The sequence below is a fragment of the Nostoc sp. DSM 114161 genome, from assembly GCF_052692665.1.
Genome location: NZ_CP195141.1, coordinates 2857330 through 2879746 on the forward strand (window position 1 = coordinate 2857330; position 22417 = coordinate 2879746).

Here is a 22417-nt window from a genome sequence, read left to right on the forward strand (position 1 = left end):
CTCAAGGGCTGAGTTTTGTGAATAATTTAGTAAAAGTATTATTAATAATTTATCTCTTAAGAAAGAATAAACAACAAAGGATCGTAGCCAGAATTAGGTAGTTTAATCAACGATTTGAAAATAGTTGGTACTTTATCTGCCTCCGTTTGTGATGTGCGGAGGTCTTTTGCTATGAACAAGCAGGCTGGGAAAATTTTCGATCGCCAGAAATCACAGGTATCGGCAGCAAGTTTTTTTGTTTTTACTGCTGTGTCTACTCCCTTGACAATCTCTTTGATTGCTAGTCCAGTGTTGGCTCAGTCATCGACTGTTAATACTTCTTTTCCTGTTCCGCAATCTGTTCCTAGTGGGACACAAGTGCGGATTAATGGTACAACCAGTATGGAAAAGATTAATCAGGCACTAGCGCAGCAGTTTCAAACGAAGTTTACTAATACAAGTGTGGCGACTGCATATGATGGAACAGATGCGTCTTTGAAAGCATTGTTAAATGAACAGATTGATTTGGCGGCAATTGGTCGTTCGTTAACAGAGTCGGAGAAAGCCCAAGGGCTTGCAAGTATTCCCATCACTCGGAATAAGATTGCGGTGATTGTCGGCAAAGACAATCCATATATCAACAATCTGACTTCTGAGCAATTTGCAAAAATCTTTCGGGGTGATGTTACTGACTGGTCACAGGTTGGGGGTTCTGCCCACAGAATTCGCTGGATCGATCGCCCAGAGAATAGTGACTTGCGGCAAGCACTTCAAAATTATCCCGTTTTTCAAAAAGCTCCTTTTAAAACAGGTACAAATGCAATCCAAGTTTCCACAGACAGCACAGAAGCGGTAGTCAAAGAATTGGGAACAGATGGTATTGGATATGCCATCGCCGATGGGGTAATCAATAATCCCAATGTGAAAATTGTTAGACTACACAATGTTCTGCCCACCGATCCCCGTTATCCCTTCTCTCAACCTTTGGGATATGCCTACGACAAATTTAATCCAAGTCCTGCTGCCGCAGCATTTTTAGGCTTTGCGACTGCCCCTGTTAATGGGCGAATTATTGAACAAGCCAGGGTGAAAAATGCGCCCGCAATTCCTGAAACAGCATCCACACCTACAGCCATAACCGCTCCCACTACTAGAGCTGTAACAGAACCCCAACGTGAATCTTCATGGTGGTGGTTACTGCTGATTCCCTTATTAGGTGGATTGTTATGGTGGTTGCTAAGTCGGCGCAGCGATACTTCAACCCCGACTAGAGTTGCTACACCTGCTCTAGGAAGTGCCCAAGCCTCGGAGAATCGGATCGTTCTTACGCCCCGAAATTGCAGAGATGTCTATGCTTACTGGGAAATTTCCAATGAGGTAAAACAAGACTTGCAACGGCAAGATGGACGTAGTTTGAAAGTGCGTCTTTATGATGTCACTGATATTGACATAGATCGGCAAACACCCCATAGCATGAAGGAATTTGATGTCGATCTACAAGCACAAGATATTCACCTGGCGATCGCACAAGATAACCGTGATTACCTTGTTGAGCTTGGTTGTTTGAGTAATAATAATCGCTGGTTAAATATCGCTCGTTCGGCTAAAGTGCGAGTTCCTGCTTGTGAATCCGTTGGCGCTATCCCTACAGCAGCTACTGGTGTTGCGGCTGCTTCTTCAGCCGACAATAACTTTGTAACCACAAAAGATGACGGTCGTGTAATTTTAGTACCTCGTAATTCCAGAGACATCTATGCCTATTGGGAAATTCCCGCAGCACGGAAGGCAGAACTGCAACGACAGGGGGGAAGAAAGTTGGCGCTTCGTGTTTATGACAGTACAGGCATTGATTTAGAACAACTGACTGCCCATAGTTTTCGGCAGTTTGAGTGTGATGAATCAACACAAGATTTACACATTCCTATTGTCCAAAGCGATCGCGACTATGTGGCACAATTAGGCTACATTAGTGCCAATGGGCATTGGCTGAAACTGGCTGAGTCAGCACCGATAAAAGTTTCATCGACTCTTAAGCACGATGGCAGAGTCAGATCGTCAGGTGTGGCTGCTAACTTGGTATTGGAACGAATTGATAATCCATCTAACGCAACAACCAACATTGCAAAAGATCTAGGAAATAGAGTTAGCGAAACAATTGCAGAAATCACACCTACTGTAGCAGGGCTGGGAACAACTGCTCAGTCATCCTTTGGCAGAAAACAAGACACAGCGAGTCTAAATAGCGATTGCCGCATTATCTTAGTACCTCGCAACACGAGGGATGCTTATGCTTATTGGGAAATTGCAGACGAGTACAAAACAGCTGCACGAAGGCAAGGAGGACGCAGATTTGTCCTGCGAGTTCACGATGTAACGAATCTAGACATTGACCATCAATCGCCGCATATTACTCAAGAATATCCATGCGATGAGTGCGAACAAGATAAACACGTTGCAATTCCAGCAAGCGATCGCGATTATCTTGCAGAAATAGGTTATTACACAGACGATGGCCGTTGGCTGAGTATTATCCGCTCCTTTTACGTTCACATACCATCGAATAAGGTGTTGAGTATTTAATATCATGTCCTCTGAAAAAGCGATCGTTTAGAGGGCAAGGGAGCTTTTGGAATTTTTGCATAGATGCAGTAATCATAAAGGTGCATCCATTGATTAATCAATTTTAAGTAACAGAGGAATTAATCATGGGACTTTTCTTTGAGGTTTTAAGTGCAATTAATAATCCCAATCAACGCGGAAATGTTGCTCAGCTAGAGTCGATTATTAACTCAGTTCAGCAAGTGGCGACTAGTCGAGGCATCCAACCATCTCAAATGCAAAATATTATGTCAGTTGTAGGCAATATGCTTCGTCCTGTACTGAGGCATCAGCAGTCATTACCGGATGGGAATCAGTTACAAAATCTGATTAGTCAACCTGCTAGTACTGATAGCAGTGGACTAGGAATGCAATCTTTACTGTCACCTCAGTTGCAGCAGCAAATTGTTCAAACAGTTTCCCAAACAACGGGAATCAGTCCTAATGTCATTGAGGCTATTTTGCCCACAGTAACTTCGGCTGTACAAAGCTTGCTAAGTATGGGTTCTACTAACGGTGATTCTCTAAATTCAAATTCTATTTTGAATACTTTTCTAGATAGCGATGGCGATGGCGGTACCGATCTAAGTGACGTTCTCAGATTTGGCGATCGTTTTGTTCATCCATAATACAGATATAGGGTTCCTGTGTGATTTTGTCAAAAGTTGCGTACATCTCAAGAGTAGCAACTTTGAAATTACACAGGAACTCATCCTGTTGACGGTTAACAGTCAACACGAAAAGATGTGCTGCGTTGCCCTTAAAAAATTTATCTATTTGTGAAGTTATCTTGCTGGTAATATAATAGACGAGGTTTGGACGCTAGACAGGTTATACAGTTGAACAAATAGTGCAAAACAGTAGTTCTATTTGTTAACAAACCTATGCAGATAAATCAGGCGATCGAAACCTACGATCGCGGTGCGGTGGATTATGACGCAATCATGAAGCGTTACTGGCACATTGAACGCGAACCGCTAATTGCTTCCTTGCAGCTTCAACCAGGACAAACTGTATTGGATGCTGCGGTAGGAACGGGTCTTAATCTTCCAGCCTATCCTCAAGGGGTGTATGTGGTTGGTATCGATCTTTCTCATAAAATGCTGGATGAAGCACGTAAAAAAACCGTATCCGCAGACATCACCTTCAAGGTATCCGATATCTGCAATCTTGATTTTTCCGATAATAGCTTTGATGCAGCAGCATCGGGATTTACCTTGTGTGTCGTTGACGATCCCGTTCGTGCTTTAGAAGAAATTTTAAGAGTTACCAAACCTGGCGCTTTAATTGCCATTCTTGATTATTGCAAATCGCGAGATCCAGAGATTGTAAAATGGCAAGAATTAATATTTGATGGGGCTTCACAGTTGGGCTTCCCGACTGACAAAATCAAGTGGAATTCATTGATGGATTATGACCAATTGATTTACAACAGTAAGCTGAATATTGAAGTGCTGGTAGACAATCGCATAGACAGTCCAAACCCGTTTTCATGTGGTTGTCAATTACTGCTGAAAAATTCTAAAGTTTAGAAACTTTTTATAAAGTAAATCTTAACTAGGGTGCGTTAGACGCTCAGCCGTAACGCACCGCCATACAAGATGGTGAGTTTGAAAAAGTGATGATGAGCCGCAGGGTATCGTATTTTTTTAATTAATATTTGCTTTATCCATAAACTGCTGGCAATAATACAAAAAGAATAAATACAATAAGCATGGCATCAAGCAAAACTAAGCCAATTATAAACCAGATGTTAATTGTAAAACCTATAGACTTAAAATATAATACAATAGATCTATTAATAATTACTACAATTATTGATGTATAAAATAAATAAACAGCAAAGAGGGCAAATGCATATGAAAAACCATTTCCTCGCCTATTAATTGGTGTTATTATATGGTTGTAATAAAGCAAAGCAGCTAAAGTTCAAAAAAAATAGTATAAGCTATTAGCCACTGTCTATCAGGCATAAGCTGAGCAATAATAAAGGGAATAGTTAGTACCAAAATAAAGAATAAAATCAGAGAATCAATCATTTAAAAATACCTTGTTTTGTGAAAATGTTTAGAAATATCTGTTTTCAGATAAACTTTAATAAAAGGGAACAGGGAGTGTATTTAATGCGGTGTAACGCCTCACTAATACACACCACTAAAAGCCCATTCCCTATTCCCTGGTTTACAAATGATTTTGAAACAGTTCTAGAACGTGTTGCCAAGCATCAGGAGCCGCTTCAGGATTGTAACTTGGGTGTTGTTCCATAAATGGGTACTTGTCTTTGAAAAATCCAGCAAAGAATCCGTGTCCAGCATCATATCGAAATACACGGTGATTGATTTGATTTCTCTTTAATTCTGCTTCAATTTGCTCGGTTTCCTCCTGAGAAACTAATGTATCTCTTGTGCCAAAAAAGGCATAAATAGTACCTTGAATTTGTGAAGTACGATTGATAGTTGGAGTCTCTTCACCATAACTAGAAGTGGTAATTCCAGCACCATAAAAAGCAGCCGTGGCTTTGATATCGGGGAAAGTTGCAGCGATGTAAGCAACATGACCGCCAAAACAAAAACCAATGACACCAATAGTATCTTTTTTGACATTGGGTAAAGTTTTTAAGTAGGCGATCGCCGCTTGAATATCACTCAAGATATCTTGATACTTTACTTGTTGATAGTATTCCAACCCCAGACGATAGGCTTCTGGACTAAACCCAATATCTTCGGCGCTAAAATCAGCCTCAAAACCTGGAGCAATACGTTGATACATTGCAGGGGCGATTGCTACATAGCCTTGTTTAGCGATTAGTTCGGTGATATCTCGAATGTTACTGTTAATTCCAAAAATTTCTGGAAAAACCATAACAGCACCAAAGGTTCCTTGATGTGCTGGTTGAGCTAAGTAAGCATCGATTTCTAAGCCATTGTTAGGTATTTTGACTTTTGCGGTGTTAATTTCGATGTTTGTGATTTCTACCATCTTGTTTCCGGCGAGTTGATACCAACTTGTCTATTTTGACTGTTTTTCGACACAGATGATAAGCTACCCTTGCATCTAACTTATACATCTTTTCGTGTTGGCTGTTAACAGTCAACACTATATTACTCAACACTGGATTTCTAACTTTTGGACAGACAGCATCTCGAACTTCTGGATGATACTAAGCGTTTTTCATTTGTGCGACCTTACAAAGGTAAACATAAAGACTCAATATTAAGAAGCACAAAAAAAACTATGCCAGATCAAACATTTAGAGCAAACATACCAGAAGTCGATCCAAGTGAGATTGAAGATACTCGAACTCAAAGAGCGATCGCACAGGAACATCGCTCGTTCTTAGAAAAAGTCTTGGTTCAAGGCGGATTTGCAGATTTATATGACGCCAGAGATTTTACTGAAGTTGTGTTTCGCGTTATGCGCGACTTAATGACCACTGATGCAATTAATCGTGTCGAAGCAGAACTGCATAGAGAAGCTGTGCCTACAGATGAAAAAGCACTCCAGTTTGAAGTTGCCGATTTGTGGAAAGATAGCAATCCCATTGTTGGATTTTTAAGTCGAATCCGTCAACCTTTAAGAGGCCCGGCTCCCATTGGCATCGATTCTAATTTATTTCTGACGCGAGTCGCTAATGAAGGAGCGCTCCCACCAAACGTTCCGGCAGAGCAAGCAGTTAAAGCCGTATTTTCTGCTACTAAAGACGAACTTTCCCAAGAGCGGATTCAGGAAGTCGCTGGCTGGCTTCCCGATCGTGTACGCGAACTTTGGGAGCAAGCTTAATTACAAGTGTGAAAAAGTTAAGTCTGTTTGTGCGATCGTACAAACAGACTTTTCATATAGCAATCCGATTTGCGTAGCGTAATGTATTTAAAGGGATGAATGCGATCGCTACATTCTCTCACACTACACCATAAGACTTACGCACACTTCAAGGAACTTACCCTTGGTACGCACACAAGGTTTTTTCTCAAAGAAATGTCAGTATCATTTTCACAACAATGACTGGGTTTCTCGCTGCTTTGTTCCAGTGTTTATGATGAATAAAAAAAATTAAATTATACAATTAACATCCGGAAAACAAAGGTGAAGTTACGAAAACTAGTGAAGATTTGATTGTAACTTTCTTTTCTTGAATTAATATAAAAGGCTTTCACAATGGTTAGTACCCCTGTATATTATTTGCAAATTCTAGGCAATCCGAATATTGAAATTTCTCAAGATGAGGTGCGATCGCTTTTAGGAGAAATAGAAGTACAACTGCATCGTAGCGGTGTTTATCGACGCGCTTTAGCGATGGTGCAGAAGTTAGTAGGCGAACAAACCCATCAGGCTCAAGACTTATTAAAAGCCGTAGGTAGAGAAGCGATCGGTTTAGCATTTCGACAATTTGCCCAACAATATCAAGAAGTCGAAACACTTACAGATACGACGCAAGCCACAGAAACAGTCGATTATTCACCAGAGATACAACAGGAGGATTGCACTCTCCAGGAGCAACCGTCTAAAAATGCAACAGAAAATTCCCTGTGGAAAAAACCACTACAATTACTGAATCATCAGAGAATTTCTCAAGCAGAACAAGCCGAGCAAGCAGCCCAACAACGCATAGATAGCCTACGTCAAATCGGCCAAGAACTCCAAAAAACCCGTCAGTCCAAAGAGCTTTCTGTGTACCACATCCATTTTTCCACTCATATCCGAATGGAGTTGATAGAGGCATTAGAAAACGGCAACTCGGAAGAATTACCAAATGACATTTATCTACGTGGATTTATTCGACGTTATGGAGATGCTTTAGGACTTGATGGTGTTGCTTTAGCTGCTTCTTTACCAGTACAAGCAGCTACACCGATAACTAAGTCCTTGTCTCAATCTAAAAAAGAAATGGGATTGGAAACTCATGCGCCACATTTATATGTAGGTTATACAGCTCTTCTTGCCGGTGCAATGGGAGGATTAGCTTTGATGTCCCAGCAACAAGCAAATACAAGTATCTCAATTGAGCAAGATAACTCTTCTTCTGTTGTACAATCGTTAAAACAAGAATCCCCTACTGTTAAACCAGGAATTAAATCTACTAACACTGGTGTGGTTGTCGGATCTGATATTTCCCCGCCAGAGGGATTATATTAACGAACTGCACCACAGCAGATTGCAAGTTGGTGAGGTACAGATCGCCGTAGGGTAGCACAGCTAGCTATGCTACCCGCAAACAAAAGTATAAAAGGAGTGCGATCGCGCTTATTTTCTCACCCTACGCCATATTGCGTATATTGGCGCAAGCGTGATGGCTGTAGTCCTAAAACAATATCCTGTCTCGGTACTCCCATCTCAGTCAACTCTTGGGCAATTTGGATATCAGTCATATTACGCTGAATCCATATTTTTTCATCTTTGATATCGAGATGTATCACACAATTATAAATGCGATCGTATCCATCCCAGCCAATCTCTAGAATCTGGTAATGGTTTCGCGCTGTATCAAATATGAGTTGAATTTCAACATCTTCCTCTGAAGGTTGGAAACTGCTATATTTAGTTAATAAGCTTTGAATATATTCACGATATTGGTCTAGTTTTGCCATTGCACAATCACCTCATCATTTGGATCGTAAACTATTAATTTAACTTGATACTCTTGTACTGAACTTTGGGCAAAGTCCCTGCTAAATAGCGATCTATAAGTTGACAGTGGAACAGCTAGAAACAAAACTCTCTCAGGTTCCCTGAGTCGCAGAGCTAATCTAGAAACTGCCCCAAAGCCGCATGGTAATCAAAAAGTTCTGAATCCCCTAAAAAACTTTTGATTTCAACAGCAATTTTCTCTGTTCCTCGCTCAGCTGCTAAGATTTTTTCCGCACCTAAATCTATTGACATTTTATCTTTGCCAAACTTAATCACTAGCGGATCGTGCGTGATGACCCACCCTTCTTTTTGCAGTCCCCGTTTGACGGCTTCGTGAAAAATGTCTTTTGCAGACACGGACAGAACCAGAACCCAATAAACCTATGATACCCAACTATAATTATGGGGCGTTGCACTTTGGGATAACTATGGGAGGAATGCGATCGCCTGCTGATACAATGAAAGTGCGTTGCCCTTTGCGACAACACACCCTACTAAACTTGCTAGAACGCCATGTTTAGACGAGTTTCTAAGTATCAATAGACCCCTCTTTAAATGGCACAATACGTGAATCTCCAGGACGAAACATCCACTGCGAGGTTTGTATAATTTTCTCGTAGATTTCTACAATTAACTTTTTGGGTGATTTTGTAATGTGAAGTTCTGCTAGCTCACATGGTTTACCATTATCGAGTTTAAAGGTTACCAACCAAGGCTCTACATTCATTAGGCGCAAATAACCTTCGGGACAATCATCTGTAGTCCAAGCAAAAACTTCGAGTAACAGTAGTTTACTTAGAGTAACAATGCATTGATGCAACCAAATACCAATTTGATGAGTTTGAGCTTTTGCAAAAACAGACTTAGCCTCATTTGGCATTAATTTGTCTATATGAGCCGATAATTGATCTCGAACACCTCGAATTGCACTCGTTTTGTCAAGCGGAACAACTGTTAAAAAGTCATTCAGCAGTTTAGCAATCTCTGCTCTCTCCTTCTTGTTGAATTTACTTTTCAGTTCAGCAGCAGAACTTAAGTAGTTGCAAATATCTTGTATGGCTGTACAGAGCGAGTAAAGAGGAGTAACAAGAATCTTAACGCGTCTACGTCGTTCTTCTTGAGCGATGAGAATGGTACTACCCTGTAGCAGGTTATCAATATCCTTGAGAGCCTCAAAGCATCGCCAAAGGTGTATTGTAGCTGTGTTTGATGGATGCCAATCAGTGACCTCTATTTCCTCTAATACTGAGTCAGCAAACTTACGCTTGGCTTCATCGAGGTATATTGGAATACCTTTTCTTTCGTTCACAGTATTGTTGAAGTATTGTGTAATTTTCTGCTTTATACTAGCTTAAACAACTTAGAATGGCAAAATATAGTTTTTACATAATTACATAACTTTAACTCATACACTAAAAAACATAAAAATTTTATTTTTATGAAAAAATTTAGCTCTGTTTATAAAGCATTTCAATCTTCAACTTCTCAATCTCCAATCTCAACTTTTCATTCTCGATTCTCAATTTAGCATTCTCTTCCCTAATCAACTCAACTTCATTCCTCTTACTCAAAGCCTGATTCATTGCTAACTTTCGCATATCTAGCGAGAACCAACGCTGATACGTTTGGGTGTGAACTTGTACGCTATGACCTAAATTATCTGCCGCAGCCTTAATTGGAATTCCTAAAATATGCGCTCGAATTGCCCAAGCGTGACGTAAATCATAAGGTTTAAAATCTAAGCCTATTTTACGAAACCACCAACTGACTCGCTGTGTTAAAGCCGTGATTTGTGCATAATTTATATTATCTTTTTTACTAATTGCCGTTGCCAACATTTCTAAATATTTGGGATTTCTTAAATCAAATTCTTCAATCCATTGTTTATATAACGGTAAAGCTTCCCTCTCGCCAGTCTTACAATCTTTATGAACTTTCCATGTGAAATCTATATTTTCCTGACTTAACCACCAATCGATGTCAGGATTGGTAAAAAGCTCTCGCGGTCGTAAACCAAAAACTGCTAACATTCCATAAGCCCAACGCCAAAGCTGCCAGCTATCTTGAACATTTTGGTTAACTTGATTGCCTCTGATATTTAAATATTCTTCAAACTTGGTAATTCCCTCAGCTATTTCTGAATCAGTAGGTATATTGCGGGAATTATTCTCTGGCATTTTGGAATATTTTGATAAATCGATTTCGATTTTGAAGGTCTGGCAAAATACAGCGATCGCTCTTGCTGCATTATACTTAGACCATTCCTTATCGATTTTTTCAATTGCACTTATCAAATTCTCAGAACTCGCTAAATCTGTAGAATTGGTAAATCTTTTGGTTCGTGAAAAATAATAAAAAAATGTATGTTCGCTTTTAGTCGTGCGTTTGTGAGTTTTAAAATATTCATCTTCAAACTTTTCGAGTAATTCCCCGATTGTTTTACAATCTTTTTTAATTGCCTCATTACCTAAATATTTATCATTCCATTCAAAAGTTTTTCGAGCAATTAACTTACCTAATTCATAAGCTTCTTCCTCAGCCGTCTTTAACCCATCTAAATTTGCAGGAATATTCAAGCTGAGATTGTATTGCTTTCTACCAGTGCCGCTTTTATCCTTGTCTCCCGGTTTAATCGGTAATGTAGCGCGTAATTGCAGACTTCCATTCGATTCTCTAATTGTTACCTTTGTCTTTGCAGACTTCAAACGCAGATTTACCGTCTCTAATTCCAATAGTACTTTTGATTTCATGTGTTCTCTTTACAGCTTTGCAGACTTGAAGCGAAATAATTCGTAATTCGTAATTTATGACTATCGATTGCGGACATTGCTGAATTTGAATATGAGATTTAAAGACTCTTCTCAACTCTTACTCTCTGCGACTCTGCGTGAATAAACTCATACTTTAAATCAGCAACACCTAATTACAAATTACAAATTCTTCTTTAGCCTATATTTAGTCTAAAAATAAATGCGTTCTCCACAAACAATGTTTAATTCTGACATTGCTCATTGCAAACATTAACCCCTCTAAAAAAATAAAACCACAAAAAGGATTACTCCGGCCCTTATCACGGTTATGACGGCTTTGCTATCTTCGCTCGTGATATGGATTTGGCACTCAACAGCCCAACCTGGGGATTAATTGGCGCTCCCTGGAGCAAAAAAGCTGAAGCTAAAACCGCAGCTAAAGCAACCGCCTAAAAAAATGAGAGAGACATAAGTACCTGGGGCTAATACCCCAGGAGGGAGTCGGGAATTCAAAATTCAAAATTAAAAATTCAAAATGATGTGTTTTGCATTTTGCATTTTGAGTTTTGAGTCACATTTCCACTCCCTCTCCCCTCACTGCCGATTCGTCGATTAGTAATTAACTCAGCAAGCTTGGAGATCGGAAATGCCTCAGAATCCAGATAAAATTCAAGACCACGTAGAGCTGTTTCACCAGCCGGAATACCAACAATTATTCCAAAACAAGAAAGAATTTGAAAACGGTCACGACCCCGAAGAAGTAAAGCGGGTTGCAGAATGGACTAAGAGTTGGGATTACCGCGAAAAGAATTTCGCTCGTGAAGCTCTAACCGTCAACCCTGCTAAAGGTTGCCAACCTTTAGGAGCAATCTTTGCTGCTGTTGGATTTGAAGGCACTCTGCCCTTTGTTCAAGGTTCCCAAGGTTGCGTTGCATACTTCCGCACCCACTTAACCCGTCACTACAAAGAACCATTCTCTGGTGTCTCTTCTTCTATGACTGAAGATGCAGCGGTGTTCGGTGGTCTGCAAAACATGATTGATGGCTTGGCGAACTCTTACCAACTCTACAAGCCCAAGATGATTGCTGTCTGCACCACCTGTATGGCAGAGGTAATTGGTGATGACTTACAAGCTTTCATCAACAACGCTAAGAAAGCTGGTTCAGTTCCTCAAGATTTCCCAGTTCCTTACGCTCACACCCCCAGCTTTGTTGGTTCCCACATCACTGGTTACGACAACATGATGAAGGGTATTCTTTCTAACTTGACCGCAGGTCAAAAGAAAGAAACCAGCAACGGCAAAATCAACTTCGTTCCAGGTTTTGACACCTACGTTGGCAACAACCGCGAAATCAAGCGCATTGCTTCTCTGTTTGGCTTTGACTACACAATTCTAGCTGACAACAGCGATTACCTGGATTCACCCAACACTGGTGAGTTCGATATGTATCCAGGTGGTACAAAGCTGGAAGATGCAGCAGATTCAATTAATGGTAAAGCTACAGTATTCCTGCAATCACACTCCACAGTCAAAACCCGCGAGTACATCGAAAAAGAATGGAAGCAACCAACCGTTGTTTCTCGTCCTTGGGGTATTAAAGCTACTGATGAGTTCTTGATGCAACTCAGCGAACTATCTGGTAAGCCCATTCCTGAAGAATTGGAAATCGAACGCGGTCGTGCAGTTGACGCAATGACTGACTCCCACGCATGGGTTCATGGCAAACGCTTCGCTATCTACGGCGAACCCGATTTAGTGTACAGCGTTGTGGGCTTCATGCTGGAATTGGGTGCTGAACCAGTACATATTTTGGTTCACAACAGCAACGAAGAATTTGAAAAAGAAATCAAAGAATTGCTTGCTTCTAGCCCCTTTGGTAAGAATGCAACTGTTTGGGGTGGTAAAGACCTGTGGCACATGCGTTCCTTGTTGTTCACCGAACCCGTAGACTTGTTGATTGGTAACTCCTACGGTAAGTACCTGTGGCGCGATACCAAGATTCCTTTAGTGAGAATCGGCTACCCCATTATGGATCGCCACCACTTGCACCGCTACAGCACCATCGGTTACCAAGGTGTTATCAACTTGCTCAACTGGATTGTAAATACAATCTTCGAGGAAATCGATCGCAACACCAATATTCCTTCTAAGACCGATATTTCCTACGACTTGATTCGTTAGAAATTGCACGCAAACGCAAGTTATTAGGAACTAGCGGGTAGGGACTGGGGATTAAAAATTGGGGACTGGGAATTAATTATTCCCAATCCCCAATGCCCAGTACCAATACCCATTCCCAAATTTAGCATTTACCTGAGGCATGAAATCAATGGAAACTATCAATAAAACTCACACCCACACTCATACTCATCCCCATCCTAATTACCATCCACCTAACTATCAAAAACGCGGGATATTTAACAAAATACTCAATCCTTTACGTAATGTGGTAGATGGAATTGAGGTTAAAAATAATCGCTTCGCTCATTTAATTTGCCAAACAATTCCTTGTTGTTGTCCTTTTGAACGCCAAATAAAATTATTTGGGCGGTCTTTTGATATTCCAGCATTGTGTAAACTCAATCCTTTATATGATGAGTTTGTAGGATTGCGTTTTCGTGCTTTATCTTATCTCGCCGATGTATGTGGGGAAGATGTCACGAAATATATTTGTTAGTTATTAGTCAATAGTCATTGGTCATTAGTCATTGGTTATTAGTTGTAGTACCAATTCTTACAAATAAGGCATTACTGCATCTAAATTTATTAATTACTAATTGCGAATTGGTATTAGTCATAGCTCTCCAGTTATTAGCTATTCAAAAAACTAATGATCAATGACTAATGACTAATGACCAATGACCAATGACTAATGACTAATGACCAATGACCAATGACTATTCACAAAGAGAAGAGAGATGAAAAGCACCCAAGGCAAAATTAACGAGCTGCTCAATGAGTCAGGATGCGAGCATAATCAGCATAAACAATCAGAAAAGAAAAATAAGTCTTGCACCCAACAAGCACAACCTGGTGCTGCTCAAGGGGGCTGTGCTTTTGATGGGGCGATGATTGCTTTGGTACCCATTGCGGATGCGGCTCATTTAGTCCACGGGCCGATCGCTTGTGCTGGTAATTCCTGGGGCAGTCGTGGTAGTCTCTCTTCAGGGCCGCAACTCTACAAGATGGGCTTTACGACTGACTTGACTGAAAATGATGTTATTTTTGGTGGCGAGAAAAAGCTTTACAAAGCGATTCTGGAACTTCACGAACGCTACCAACCAGCAGCAGTATTTGTTTACGCTACTTGCGTGACTGCTTTAATTGGCGATGATATCGATGCAGTCTGCAAAACCGCAGCTGAGAAGATTGGCACTCCTGTTATCCCGGTAATTGCTCCAGGATTCATTGGCAGTAAAAATCTGGGCAATCGTTTTGGCGGTGAAGCTTTATTAGATTATGTTGTCGGGACAGCAGAACCGGAATCCACAACGCCCTATGATATTAACTTAATAGGCGAGTACAACATCGCCGGGGAAATGTGGGGAGTCACGCCGCTGTTAGAAAAATTAGGCATCCGCATTTTGTCGAAAATTACGGGCGACGCTCGGTACAATGAAATTCGCTATGCCCATCGCGCCAAGCTGAATGTGATGATCTGTTCGCGGGCGCTGCTGAACATGGCGAGAAAGATGGAGGAGCGTTACGGCATTCCTTATATTGAAGAATCTTTCTACGGCATCGATGACATGAATCGCTGTCTGCGAAATATTGCCGCTAAATTAGGCGACCCCGATTTGCAAGCACGCACAGAAAAGCTGATTGCTGAAGAAACTGCGGCTTTAGATTTGGCACTGGCTCCCTATCGCGCTCGACTCAAAGGTAAGCGTGTTGTATTGTATACTGGCGGTGTTAAGAGTTGGTCGATTATCTCGGCTGCTAAAGACTTGGGCATTGATGTTGTTGCTACCAGTACTCGGAAAAGTACTGAGGAAGATAAAGCCAAAATCAAGAAGTTGCTGGGTAACGACGGCATCATGCTGGAGAAAGGCAACGCTCAGGAATTGTTAAAGCTGGTGAGAGATACTCAAGCAGATATGTTGATTGCTGGAGGTCGTAACCAATACACCGCCTTAAAAGCTCGGATTCCTTTCTTGGATATCAACCAAGAACGCCACCATCCTTATGCAGGTTATGTAGGGATGATTGAGATGGCGCGGGAATTGTATGAAGCTCTTTATAGCCCGATTTGGGAGCAAGTACGCAAGCCGGCTCCTTGGGAAGAGGCTGAGTTGCATTCAAATCTAGTCACTGAGGAGTGGAGGGGATGAGGGGATGGGGAGATGGGGGGATGAGGAAGAATAAAAATCGTTTGTTTGCTTCCTTTACTCCCTTACCTCCCCACCTCCCCATCTCCCCAAGTAGATGCTATTTCTGAACGCAACAAGGAGCTAGTTGAATGGCGATCGTTACTGTTTCTAACAAATCACTGACGGTTAATCCTCTCAAGCAAAGCCAAGCTTTAGGCGCGTCTTTAGCTTTTCTGGGATTAAAGGGGACGATGCCTTTATTCCACGGTTCTCAAGGTTGTACTGCTTTCGCTAAAGTTGTTCTGGTGCGGCATTTCCGGGAAGCAATTCCCTTGGCTACGACTGCGATGACGGAAGTCACTACGATTTTGGGTGGCGAAGAAAATGTGGAACAGGCAATTCTGACTTTGGTGGAAAAGGCGAAACCTGAAATTATCGGTTTATGTACCACTGGGTTGACGGAAACTAGAGGAGATGACATTGAGGGTTTTCTTAAGGAAATCCGCGATCGCCATCCAGAATTGCACGATTTGGCGATTATATTTGCCCCAACTCCCGATTTTAAAGGCGCGTTGCAAGATGGTTTCGCCGTCGCTGTGGAAAGCATAGTTAAGGAAATTCCCCGCGCAGGTGGAATCAAAACCGAACAAGTAACGATTCTGCCGAGTGCTGCTTTTACACCAGGGGATGTACAGGAAATCAAAGAGATGGTGACGGCTTTTGGCTTAGTGCCTATCTTTGTACCTGACATTGGCGCTTCCCTTGATGGACATTTGGAAGATAACTACAGCGCGGTTACAGTTAGCGGAACTACCTTAAAACAGTTACGAGAAGTTGGTTGTTCTGCTTTCACCTTGGCTTTGGGTGAGAGTATGCGCGGTGCTGCCAAGATTTTGGAAGAGAGATTTGGTACTCCTTACGAAGTTTTTGGGGAAGTGACTGGATTAGAACCGGTAGACGAGTTTTTGCAAGCATTGGCGGTTCTCAGCGGTAACAGCGTACCGGAAAAATACCGCCGCCAACGTCGTCAGTTGCAAGATGCGATGTTAGACACGCACTTTTACTTCGGTGCGAAGCGAGTTTCTTTAGCACTGGAACCCGATTTGTTGTGGTCAACAGTCCATTTTCTGCAATCAATGGGAGCGCAGATTCATGCTGCGGTAACGACAACGCGATCGCCTTTACTCGAAAAACTCCCAGTTAAAAGCATTACCATCGGCGATTTAGAAGACTTTGAGGGTTTAGCAGCAGGTTCGGATTTGCTAGTTGGTAACTCAAATGTTGCTGCGATCGCCAAACGCCTGAATGTTCCTCTTTATCGCCTGGGATTGCCCATTTACGACCGCTTAGGTAATGGTCAATTTACCAAAGTTGGTTACCGAGGCACAATGGAACTTCTGTATGGTATGGGCAACCTTTTATTAGAGGCAGAAGAAACAAGAGTTAAGAAGTTACAAGAATTAGGAATTGTGGGCGCGGATTTTTGAAGTTAGGAGTTAGGAGTTAGGAGTTAAGAGTTAGGAGTTAAGAGTTAGGAGTTAGGAGTTAAAAGTCAAAATTCGATCGCGCGAATTTAGGTGTAGTCTTCCTAAAGGATATGCCACTAAATGTGCATATTTAATGTGGAGTTTAGTGACTCAAATTATTCTGAATTCTGACTCCTGTTAGCGCAGCGGGGCGTACCCCATTCTGAATTCTTTCTTCAAAGCTTTAAAGAGGAGAAATACGATGAAAATTGCCTTCACTACGAGTGACCGAGTTCATATTAATGCTCATTTTGGATGGGCGAGGTTGATTGATGTTTATGAAATTTCCGATGAGGGATATCATTTTGTAGAAACCCTCAACTTTGAAGGTGACCTCAAAGAAGATGGAAATGAAGATAAAATCACACCAAAACTGGAAGCATTAGGCGATTGTACCATTGTTTATGTAACAGCAATTGGTGGCAGTGCTGCGGCTCGGTTAATCAAAAAAGGTGTTACCCCGGTGAAGGCGCGATCGGAAGAAGAAGAAATTAGCGAAGTGCTAAATAAATTAGTGCAAACCTTGAAAGGTAATCCTCCACCTTGGTTGCGTAAAGCTTTACAACAAAAGCCTGCAAACTTTACAGATGAAGTTGGAGACGAAGCAACAGTATGACTATAAATAATAGTGTTAACGGAACTGCTCCCGCCGAAGTCTTGAGTTCCCCCTTTCTTAAGGTATTAATCAAACAGATTCGGGGTCAAGACAGCTATGGAGTTTATCGTAGTTGGTCGGATGAGTTAATTCTCAAACCCTTTGTTGTTCCCAAACAAAAGAAACGGGAAATTTCTGTTGAGGGTGAAGTAGATCCAATAACTCAAGCTCGGATTATGGCGTTTTTCCGAGCTGTAGCTGCGGGGATTGAACAAGAAACAGGTTTGATTTCTCAAGTTGTAATTGATTTAAGTCATGAGGGATTTGGCTGGGCGTTGGTATTTTCTGGTCGCCTTTTGTTAGCTGTAAAAACTTTACGCGATGCTCAAAGATTTGGCTTTGATTCGCTGGAGAAATTAGCCGAAGAAGGAGAAAGCTACGTTCAAAAAGGTATTAATTTGGCGAAGCGGTTTCCGGAAGTAGGAAAGTTGTAAAAATTTTAGATTTTGGATGACGATTTGTAGAGACGCGATTCATCGCGTCTTGACTCAAGGATGTGTTGCTCACGCAGAGGCGCAGAGACGCAGAGAGATATTGAGCGATCGCAAATCATTACGCTCCAATCCAAAATCTAAAATCCAAAATTGATTGTGGGGTTGTTGATGGTGCAAGCGGAAGAAACAAAGATTGAAGAATTGAAGGGACAAATTAGACGGCTGAATAGTAAGGCAGGTCAGATGAAGATGGATCTGCATGATTTAGCGGAAGGTTTGCCAACAGATTACAAACAACTTATGGATGTTGCAGCTGCAACTTATGAAATCTTTCGTGAGTTAGATGAACTTAAGCAACAGCTGAAAGAATTGGAGAAGGCTAAATGACTGGAACTTTGGAAGAATTCAAGAAACTTGTAGATGCAGAAGAATTTTTGCAATTCTTTAATTTGCCTTATGACCAACAATTTGTAAATGTAAATCGTTTACATATTTTGAAAAAGTTTTCGCAATATATTCGGGAAGTTGATGATAATTCTCCCGATTTGAGTCCTGAAGAAAGGCTAAATCAATATTCTTTGGCTTTGCAAAAGGCTTATCAGGTATTTATCGAGTCAACACCGCACGAACAAAAGTTGTTCAAAGTGTTTAACGACAAGCCGAAAAATGTAGTCACACTGACAGAACTCACTTCTGATTAGGAGGTATAAATTGGTAAACCTAACGCCTACCGAATTAGAACGCTATCATCGCCAAATGATGCTGCCTAATTTTGGCGAAGCAGCGCAGAAGCGTCTAAAGTCAGCAACAGTTTTGGTTACGGGTGTGGGGGGATTAGGCGGTACGGCGGCGCTTTACTTAGCAGTAGCGGGCGTTGGGCGGCTAATCTTAGTCCGGGGTGGTGACTTGCGGCTGGATGATATGAATCGTCAGGTTTTGATGACGGACGATTGGGTAGGTAAGCCAAGGGTATTCAAAGCTAAGGAAACTCTGGATGCAATCAATCCTGATGTCCAGGTGGAAGCAGTTCATGATTATATCACCCCGGAAAATGTGGACGCGTTGGTGCAATCTGCTGATATGGCTCTTGATTGCGCCCATAATTTTACGGAGCGCAATTTGTTAAATGAAGCTTGCGTGCGCTGGCGTAAGCCAATGGTGGAAGCTGCAATGGACGGGATGGAAGCTTACCTGACAACGATTATTCCTGGTGTGACTCCTTGTTTGTCCTGTCTGTTTCCAGAAAAGCCTGATTGGGATCGGCGCGGCTTTTCAGTTCTCGGTGCTGTTTCTGGGACGCTGGCTTGTTTAACCGCACTGGAGGCGATTAAGTTGATTACTGGTTTTAGTCAGCCTTTATTGTCGCAATTGCTGACTATGGACTTGAATCGCCTGGAATTTGCCAAGCGCCGTTCTTACCGCGATCGCTCTTGTCCAGTATGCGGTAATAGTGCGCCCTGGAGATACGCTCAACCCAATTCAATGGAAGCCACCGGGATTGCACAGAATAGCTAATTAATCATTGGTCATTGGTCATTAGTAAAAAAGTAAAGGGCAAATGACAAAGGACTAATGATAATGGACAAACAAAAAATCAGGAGATCTAATGTCTGTAACTTTATCAGAAAAAGCAGAATTTCATCTGTGGGCATTTCTTAGAGGTTCCGCACCCGACGCTAATGGCGCAACTAAAGGTGTCCGTTTCTCTGTCAAAGATGGTGGTTGCAGTGGCTACGAATATGCAATGGATATCACTAGCAAACCCCAACCAGACGATTTGGTAATTCAGCAAGGCAAAGTGCTGGTTTACGTTGACGCCAAAAGTGCGCCGTTATTAGAAGGACTTATTGTTGACTTCGTTGAGGGTGTGATGGAAAGCGGCTTTAAGTTCATCAACCCCAATGCGACTGAGAACTGCGGTTGCGGAAAGTCTTTCAAAACAGGTGACTGTACGCCTAACGGTGTACCTTGCAGCTAACACCATTGTCAGTGTTGCTTGTGTTGGGCGATCGCATTGCACAGCGATAAGTTGACTCAAAATTTTCGGAAATAAAACCTAATTCTATAACGTTTGAGGAGAATCGGAAAATGGCTACCTACCAAGTTAGATTAATCAACAAAAAAGAAGATCTCGACACCACAATTGAAGTTGATGAAGAGACTACTATCTTAGAAGCAGCACACGAAAACGATATTGATTTACCAGCTTCTTGTCATGCCGGTTCTTGCTCTAGCTGTGTTGGTAAAGTTGTTGAAGGTGAAATTAATCAAGACGATCAAAACTTCCTAGATGACGACCAAGTTTCTAAAGGATACGCTTTACTTTGTGTAACCTACCCTCGTTCTAATTGCACAATTAAAACACATCAAGAAGCGTATTTGGTTTAAACTTCTACTTTGATTGCTATTCTTAGCAATTAAATAAAAATGAAGGATGAAGTATATTTTCATCCTTCATTTTTTATAATTCATAATTCATCATGCATTTATGTTTACACCTTTTAGTGTAACTGGCTGTTCGTTAGAATTGTTGAGAGTAGGGGAACAAGGAATTATTACTTTCTGTAAAAGTAAGAATAAAAAAATTCTCAATCAGTTACTATCAAAGGGCATAACACCAGGAAAATATATTACTGTACAACAAAGGTTTCCCTCGTTAATTATTAAAGTAGAAAATACGTCTCTATCAGTAGATACGGAAACTGCCCGTGCTATTTATGTTAGAATAATTCATGATTAAATTATTTGTAATAAAAATACAGCAAATTGTAGGGTGTGTTATGCCGTAGGCTAACGCACCATCACCACTTAAAATTCAAGGTGCGTTGCGCTCCGCGACAACACACCCTACATATAAAAATAACCTTTAATAAATTTTCGACCTCACTCCTTTGTTAACTAATTTTAGGAGTGAGGTCACTAATTTATAGATTATGAATTGAATTCGGTATTAGAAGCCAATTGGCTATTTATTAATCAACAGCAACTAATACATCTGATGATTTAATCACTGCATAAGCTGTTTTACCTTCTGCAAGTCCCAGCTTTTCTGCTGAGGATTTTGTGATGATTGACACTAGCTCTACTCCTGGTGCTAGCTCTAGGGTTACTTCAGTGTTAACTGAACCAGGCACAACCTTTTTAACAGTACCTTTGAGAGAATTACGAGCACTAATTTCCATTTTTCTTGTGTTTCTTTTATTATGGATACTCAAATAATGTAGCAAATGCTCTTTAAAAAATCAAATTCTTTGGGCTTTCTTAATAAGGTATAAGAAAAATACACAAAAGTCTCTTGGCATATCTCTGTGGTATATTGACTTTTATCTTTTTTTTATTGATATGAAGGTGGTTAATTGCTAGATGGTATTTTTTGACAATATATAGTTATATCAACATATATCTGCTAATAGTCTAATTTCTAAAATAAAACTATTAAAAATACTCAAACTTACTGTAGTATCACAATTTTTTAAGCTTTTCCCTTCAATATGTCTGGGGATCTTTATAAATGATTCATAATTCAAACTTATCATAGTGATAATATATAGATAAGCTAAATTGTTGCTAGTCAACCTAGACTTCAATAAAGGCGATTACAGGGTGATTTCAGACATCCCTGCCTTAATTCTGGTAAAGCCTAAGAATGGTAGGAAGTAAGATTTACTCAATACGAAAACAACGGAAGAAGCGTAAGTCAGTTCGCAGAAACTAGCCAGATTTATTAAGGTGTGAAATAGGTTCAATACATCTAAATAGGTATGTCTAATTTCCCTAACCGCTTTTGACGGCGGCAAATATAATTCCTCAGAATTCAACTTGAATTTGAGTTAAGCATCTTTGCGTTCCGCGCAGACTAAGCAATGCAGTTTGGGAAGAATTGCAGCAGTTTAGAACAAATTCGCTTACTTGCAACAACGAATTTAAGGAGCAGCAATTATGAGAGCCAAACAGATCATGACTCAAGATGTAGCTACTATTCGCGGTTCCGCTAGTGTAGCTGAAGCAGTTAGATTATTAAGGCTCAAGCAATTACGGGCGTTGGTTGTAGAACCCCGTCACAGTGGCGATGCTTACGGTATGGTTACTGAGATGGATATAGCCAGCAAGGTTGTTGCTTATGGAAAAGACCCCGAAAAGGTGCATGTCTACGAAATAATGAGTAAACCCTGCATTGTTGTAAATCCTGACCTCGATGTTGAATATGTTGCGCGGTTATTTGCTAATACTGGTGTGTGGCGTGCGCCTGTGATTCAAGGTGAATTACTCGGTATTATTTCTGTAACTGATATTATCACTAAAGGTGACTTTGTAGAGAAACCAAAACTAACATTCTTACGCAAAGAACTCCAAAAAGCTATTTCCAATGCTCGCTCAATTTCTGCTAATTATGGTTCATTTTCTAAACGAGCGATCGAAGCTTGGGATTTTGTAGATGAACTCGAAGCAGAAGCTGGTTTTTATGGCGCACCAAAACCAGAAAAATCAGCAAGAGAATTATTCTCTGATAAAGAAGAGTTAGTGGCTATTGCTTAGCAG

24 protein-coding genes and 3 pseudogenes are annotated in these 22417 nt (G+C 40.9%); 21 read left to right on the forward strand and 6 right to left on the reverse strand.

Going from position 1 to position 22417, the window contains the following annotated elements:
* Positions 1-171: 171 nt before the first annotated feature.
* The 3 genes from NSTC745_RS12500 (at position 172) to NSTC745_RS12510 (ending at position 4109) form a co-directional block, all read left to right on the forward strand.
* Positions 172-2559: a DUF4912 domain-containing protein gene (locus NSTC745_RS12500; protein ID WP_445637416.1), complete on the forward strand. Its 2388-nt coding sequence runs from the start codon at positions 172-174 to the stop codon at positions 2557-2559.
* Positions 2560-2684: 125 nt separating this feature from the next.
* The gene (locus NSTC745_RS12505; RefSeq protein WP_445637417.1) at positions 2685-3206 is read left to right on the forward strand and encodes a DUF937 domain-containing protein; all 522 of its coding nucleotides are present in this window, start codon (positions 2685-2687) and stop codon (positions 3204-3206) included.
* A gap of 255 nt (positions 3207-3461) precedes the next feature.
* Positions 3462-4109, forward strand: a complete 648-nt coding sequence (locus NSTC745_RS12510; RefSeq protein ID WP_445637418.1) for a class I SAM-dependent methyltransferase — start codon at positions 3462-3464, stop codon at positions 4107-4109.
* A 649-nt stretch (positions 4110-4758) separates the two neighbouring features.
* Here NSTC745_RS12510 and NSTC745_RS12515 read toward each other — a convergent pair.
* Positions 4759-5556: a dienelactone hydrolase family protein gene (locus tag NSTC745_RS12515; RefSeq protein ID WP_445637419.1), complete on the reverse strand. Its 798-nt coding sequence runs from the start codon at positions 5554-5556 to the stop codon at positions 4759-4761.
* A 255-nt stretch (positions 5557-5811) separates the two neighbouring features.
* Between NSTC745_RS12515 and NSTC745_RS12520 the strand changes: the two genes are divergently transcribed.
* Positions 5812-6357, forward strand: a complete 546-nt coding sequence (locus tag NSTC745_RS12520) for a DUF2267 domain-containing protein (protein WP_445637420.1) — start codon at positions 5812-5814, stop codon at positions 6355-6357.
* A gap of 375 nt (positions 6358-6732) precedes the next feature.
* A complete protein-coding gene (locus NSTC745_RS12525) occupies positions 6733-7710 on the forward strand; it encodes a helix-turn-helix domain-containing protein (protein WP_445637421.1) in 978 nt (325 codons plus the stop codon).
* A 116-nt stretch (positions 7711-7826) separates the two neighbouring features.
* On the opposite strand, the gene NSTC745_RS12530 is transcribed toward NSTC745_RS12525, so the two are convergent.
* Entirely contained in the window at positions 7827-8162 is a 336-nt protein-coding gene (locus NSTC745_RS12530) for a XisI protein (protein ID WP_445637422.1), read from the reverse strand.
* Positions 8150-8559, reverse strand: a pseudogene (locus NSTC745_RS12535) (XisH family protein). Before NSTC745_RS12535 ends, NSTC745_RS12530 begins: the two are co-directional and overlap by 13 nt.
* Between NSTC745_RS12535 and NSTC745_RS12540 the strand changes: the two are divergent.
* Positions 8550-8723, forward strand: a complete 174-nt coding sequence (locus NSTC745_RS12540) for a hypothetical protein (protein WP_445637423.1) — start codon at positions 8550-8552, stop codon at positions 8721-8723. The pseudogene NSTC745_RS12535 and the gene NSTC745_RS12540 overlap by 10 nt on opposite strands.
* An 8-nt stretch (positions 8724-8731) precedes the next feature.
* On the opposite strand, the gene NSTC745_RS12545 is transcribed toward NSTC745_RS12540, so the two are convergent.
* Positions 8732-9511, reverse strand: a complete 780-nt coding sequence (locus NSTC745_RS12545; protein WP_445637424.1) for a hypothetical protein — start codon at positions 9509-9511, stop codon at positions 8732-8734.
* A 139-nt stretch (positions 9512-9650) separates the two neighbouring features.
* A pseudogene (locus NSTC745_RS12550) lies at positions 9651-10961 on the reverse strand (site-specific integrase); the annotation flags it as partial.
* Between the two features lie 285 nt (positions 10962-11246).
* Between NSTC745_RS12550 and NSTC745_RS12555 the strand changes: the two are divergent.
* From NSTC745_RS12555 to NSTC745_RS12620, 14 genes and pseudogenes are all read left to right on the forward strand, one after another.
* Positions 11247-11405: pseudogene (locus NSTC745_RS12555) on the forward strand (nitrogenase molybdenum-iron protein alpha chain); the annotation flags it as partial.
* 193 nt (positions 11406-11598) lie between these two features.
* The gene (nifK, locus tag NSTC745_RS12560) at positions 11599-13134 is read left to right on the forward strand and encodes a nitrogenase molybdenum-iron protein subunit beta (RefSeq protein ID WP_445637425.1); all 1536 of its coding nucleotides are present in this window, start codon (positions 11599-11601) and stop codon (positions 13132-13134) included.
* Positions 13135-13282: 148 nt separating this feature from the next.
* The gene (locus NSTC745_RS12565; RefSeq protein ID WP_445637426.1) at positions 13283-13630 is read left to right on the forward strand and encodes a Mo-dependent nitrogenase C-terminal domain-containing protein; all 348 of its coding nucleotides are present in this window, start codon (positions 13283-13285) and stop codon (positions 13628-13630) included.
* A 241-nt stretch (positions 13631-13871) separates the two neighbouring features.
* Positions 13872-15284, forward strand: coding sequence for a nitrogenase iron-molybdenum cofactor biosynthesis protein NifE (gene nifE, locus NSTC745_RS12570; protein WP_445637427.1), 1413 nt, complete (start codon positions 13872-13874; stop codon positions 15282-15284).
* Between the two features lie 128 nt (positions 15285-15412).
* A complete protein-coding gene (nifN, locus tag NSTC745_RS12575; RefSeq protein WP_445637428.1) occupies positions 15413-16750 on the forward strand; it encodes a nitrogenase iron-molybdenum cofactor biosynthesis protein NifN in 1338 nt (445 codons plus the stop codon).
* Between the two features lie 241 nt (positions 16751-16991).
* Positions 16992-17405 (forward strand): nitrogen fixation protein NifX, encoded by a 414-nt coding sequence (nifX, locus tag NSTC745_RS12580; RefSeq protein WP_445637429.1) that lies wholly within the window; start codon positions 16992-16994, stop codon positions 17403-17405.
* The gene (locus NSTC745_RS12585; protein WP_445637430.1) at positions 17402-17878 is read left to right on the forward strand and encodes a NifX-associated nitrogen fixation protein; all 477 of its coding nucleotides are present in this window, start codon (positions 17402-17404) and stop codon (positions 17876-17878) included. The genes nifX and NSTC745_RS12585 overlap by 4 nt, the downstream gene beginning before the upstream one ends.
* Positions 17879-17894: 16 nt before the next feature.
* Entirely contained in the window at positions 17895-18032 is a 138-nt protein-coding gene (locus NSTC745_RS12590; RefSeq protein WP_445637431.1) for a hypothetical protein, read from the forward strand.
* Between the two features lie 14 nt (positions 18033-18046).
* Entirely contained in the window at positions 18047-18265 is a 219-nt protein-coding gene (locus NSTC745_RS12595) for a CCE_0567 family metalloprotein (RefSeq protein ID WP_445637432.1), read from the forward strand.
* Positions 18262-18579 (forward strand): nitrogenase-stabilizing/protective protein NifW, encoded by a 318-nt coding sequence (gene nifW, locus NSTC745_RS12600; protein WP_445637433.1) that lies wholly within the window; start codon positions 18262-18264, stop codon positions 18577-18579. Before NSTC745_RS12595 ends, nifW begins: the two co-directional genes overlap by 4 nt.
* Before the next feature lie 10 nt (positions 18580-18589).
* Positions 18590-19393 (forward strand): HesA/MoeB/ThiF family protein, encoded by an 804-nt coding sequence (locus tag NSTC745_RS12605; RefSeq protein ID WP_445637434.1) that lies wholly within the window; start codon positions 18590-18592, stop codon positions 19391-19393.
* 91 nt (positions 19394-19484) lie between these two features.
* Complete coding sequence (locus NSTC745_RS12610; protein ID WP_445637435.1) at positions 19485-19856, forward strand: HesB/IscA family protein; 372 nt, start codon at positions 19485-19487, stop codon at positions 19854-19856.
* Positions 19857-19966: 110 nt separating this feature from the next.
* Positions 19967-20266 (forward strand): 2Fe-2S iron-sulfur cluster-binding protein, encoded by a 300-nt coding sequence (locus NSTC745_RS12615; RefSeq protein ID WP_445637436.1) that lies wholly within the window; start codon positions 19967-19969, stop codon positions 20264-20266.
* 100 nt (positions 20267-20366) lie between these two features.
* A complete protein-coding gene (locus tag NSTC745_RS12620; RefSeq protein WP_445637437.1) occupies positions 20367-20618 on the forward strand; it encodes a FeoA family protein in 252 nt (83 codons plus the stop codon).
* 232 nt (positions 20619-20850) lie between these two features.
* Here NSTC745_RS12620 and NSTC745_RS12625 read toward each other — a convergent pair whose 3' ends face one another.
* A complete protein-coding gene (locus tag NSTC745_RS12625; RefSeq protein WP_445637438.1) occupies positions 20851-21060 on the reverse strand; it encodes a TOBE domain-containing protein in 210 nt (69 codons plus the stop codon).
* A gap of 757 nt (positions 21061-21817) precedes the next feature.
* On the opposite strand from NSTC745_RS12625, the gene NSTC745_RS12630 reads away from it, so the two are divergent.
* A complete protein-coding gene (locus NSTC745_RS12630; protein ID WP_445637439.1) occupies positions 21818-22414 on the forward strand; it encodes a CBS domain-containing protein in 597 nt (198 codons plus the stop codon).
* Positions 22415-22417 lie beyond the last annotated feature (3 nt).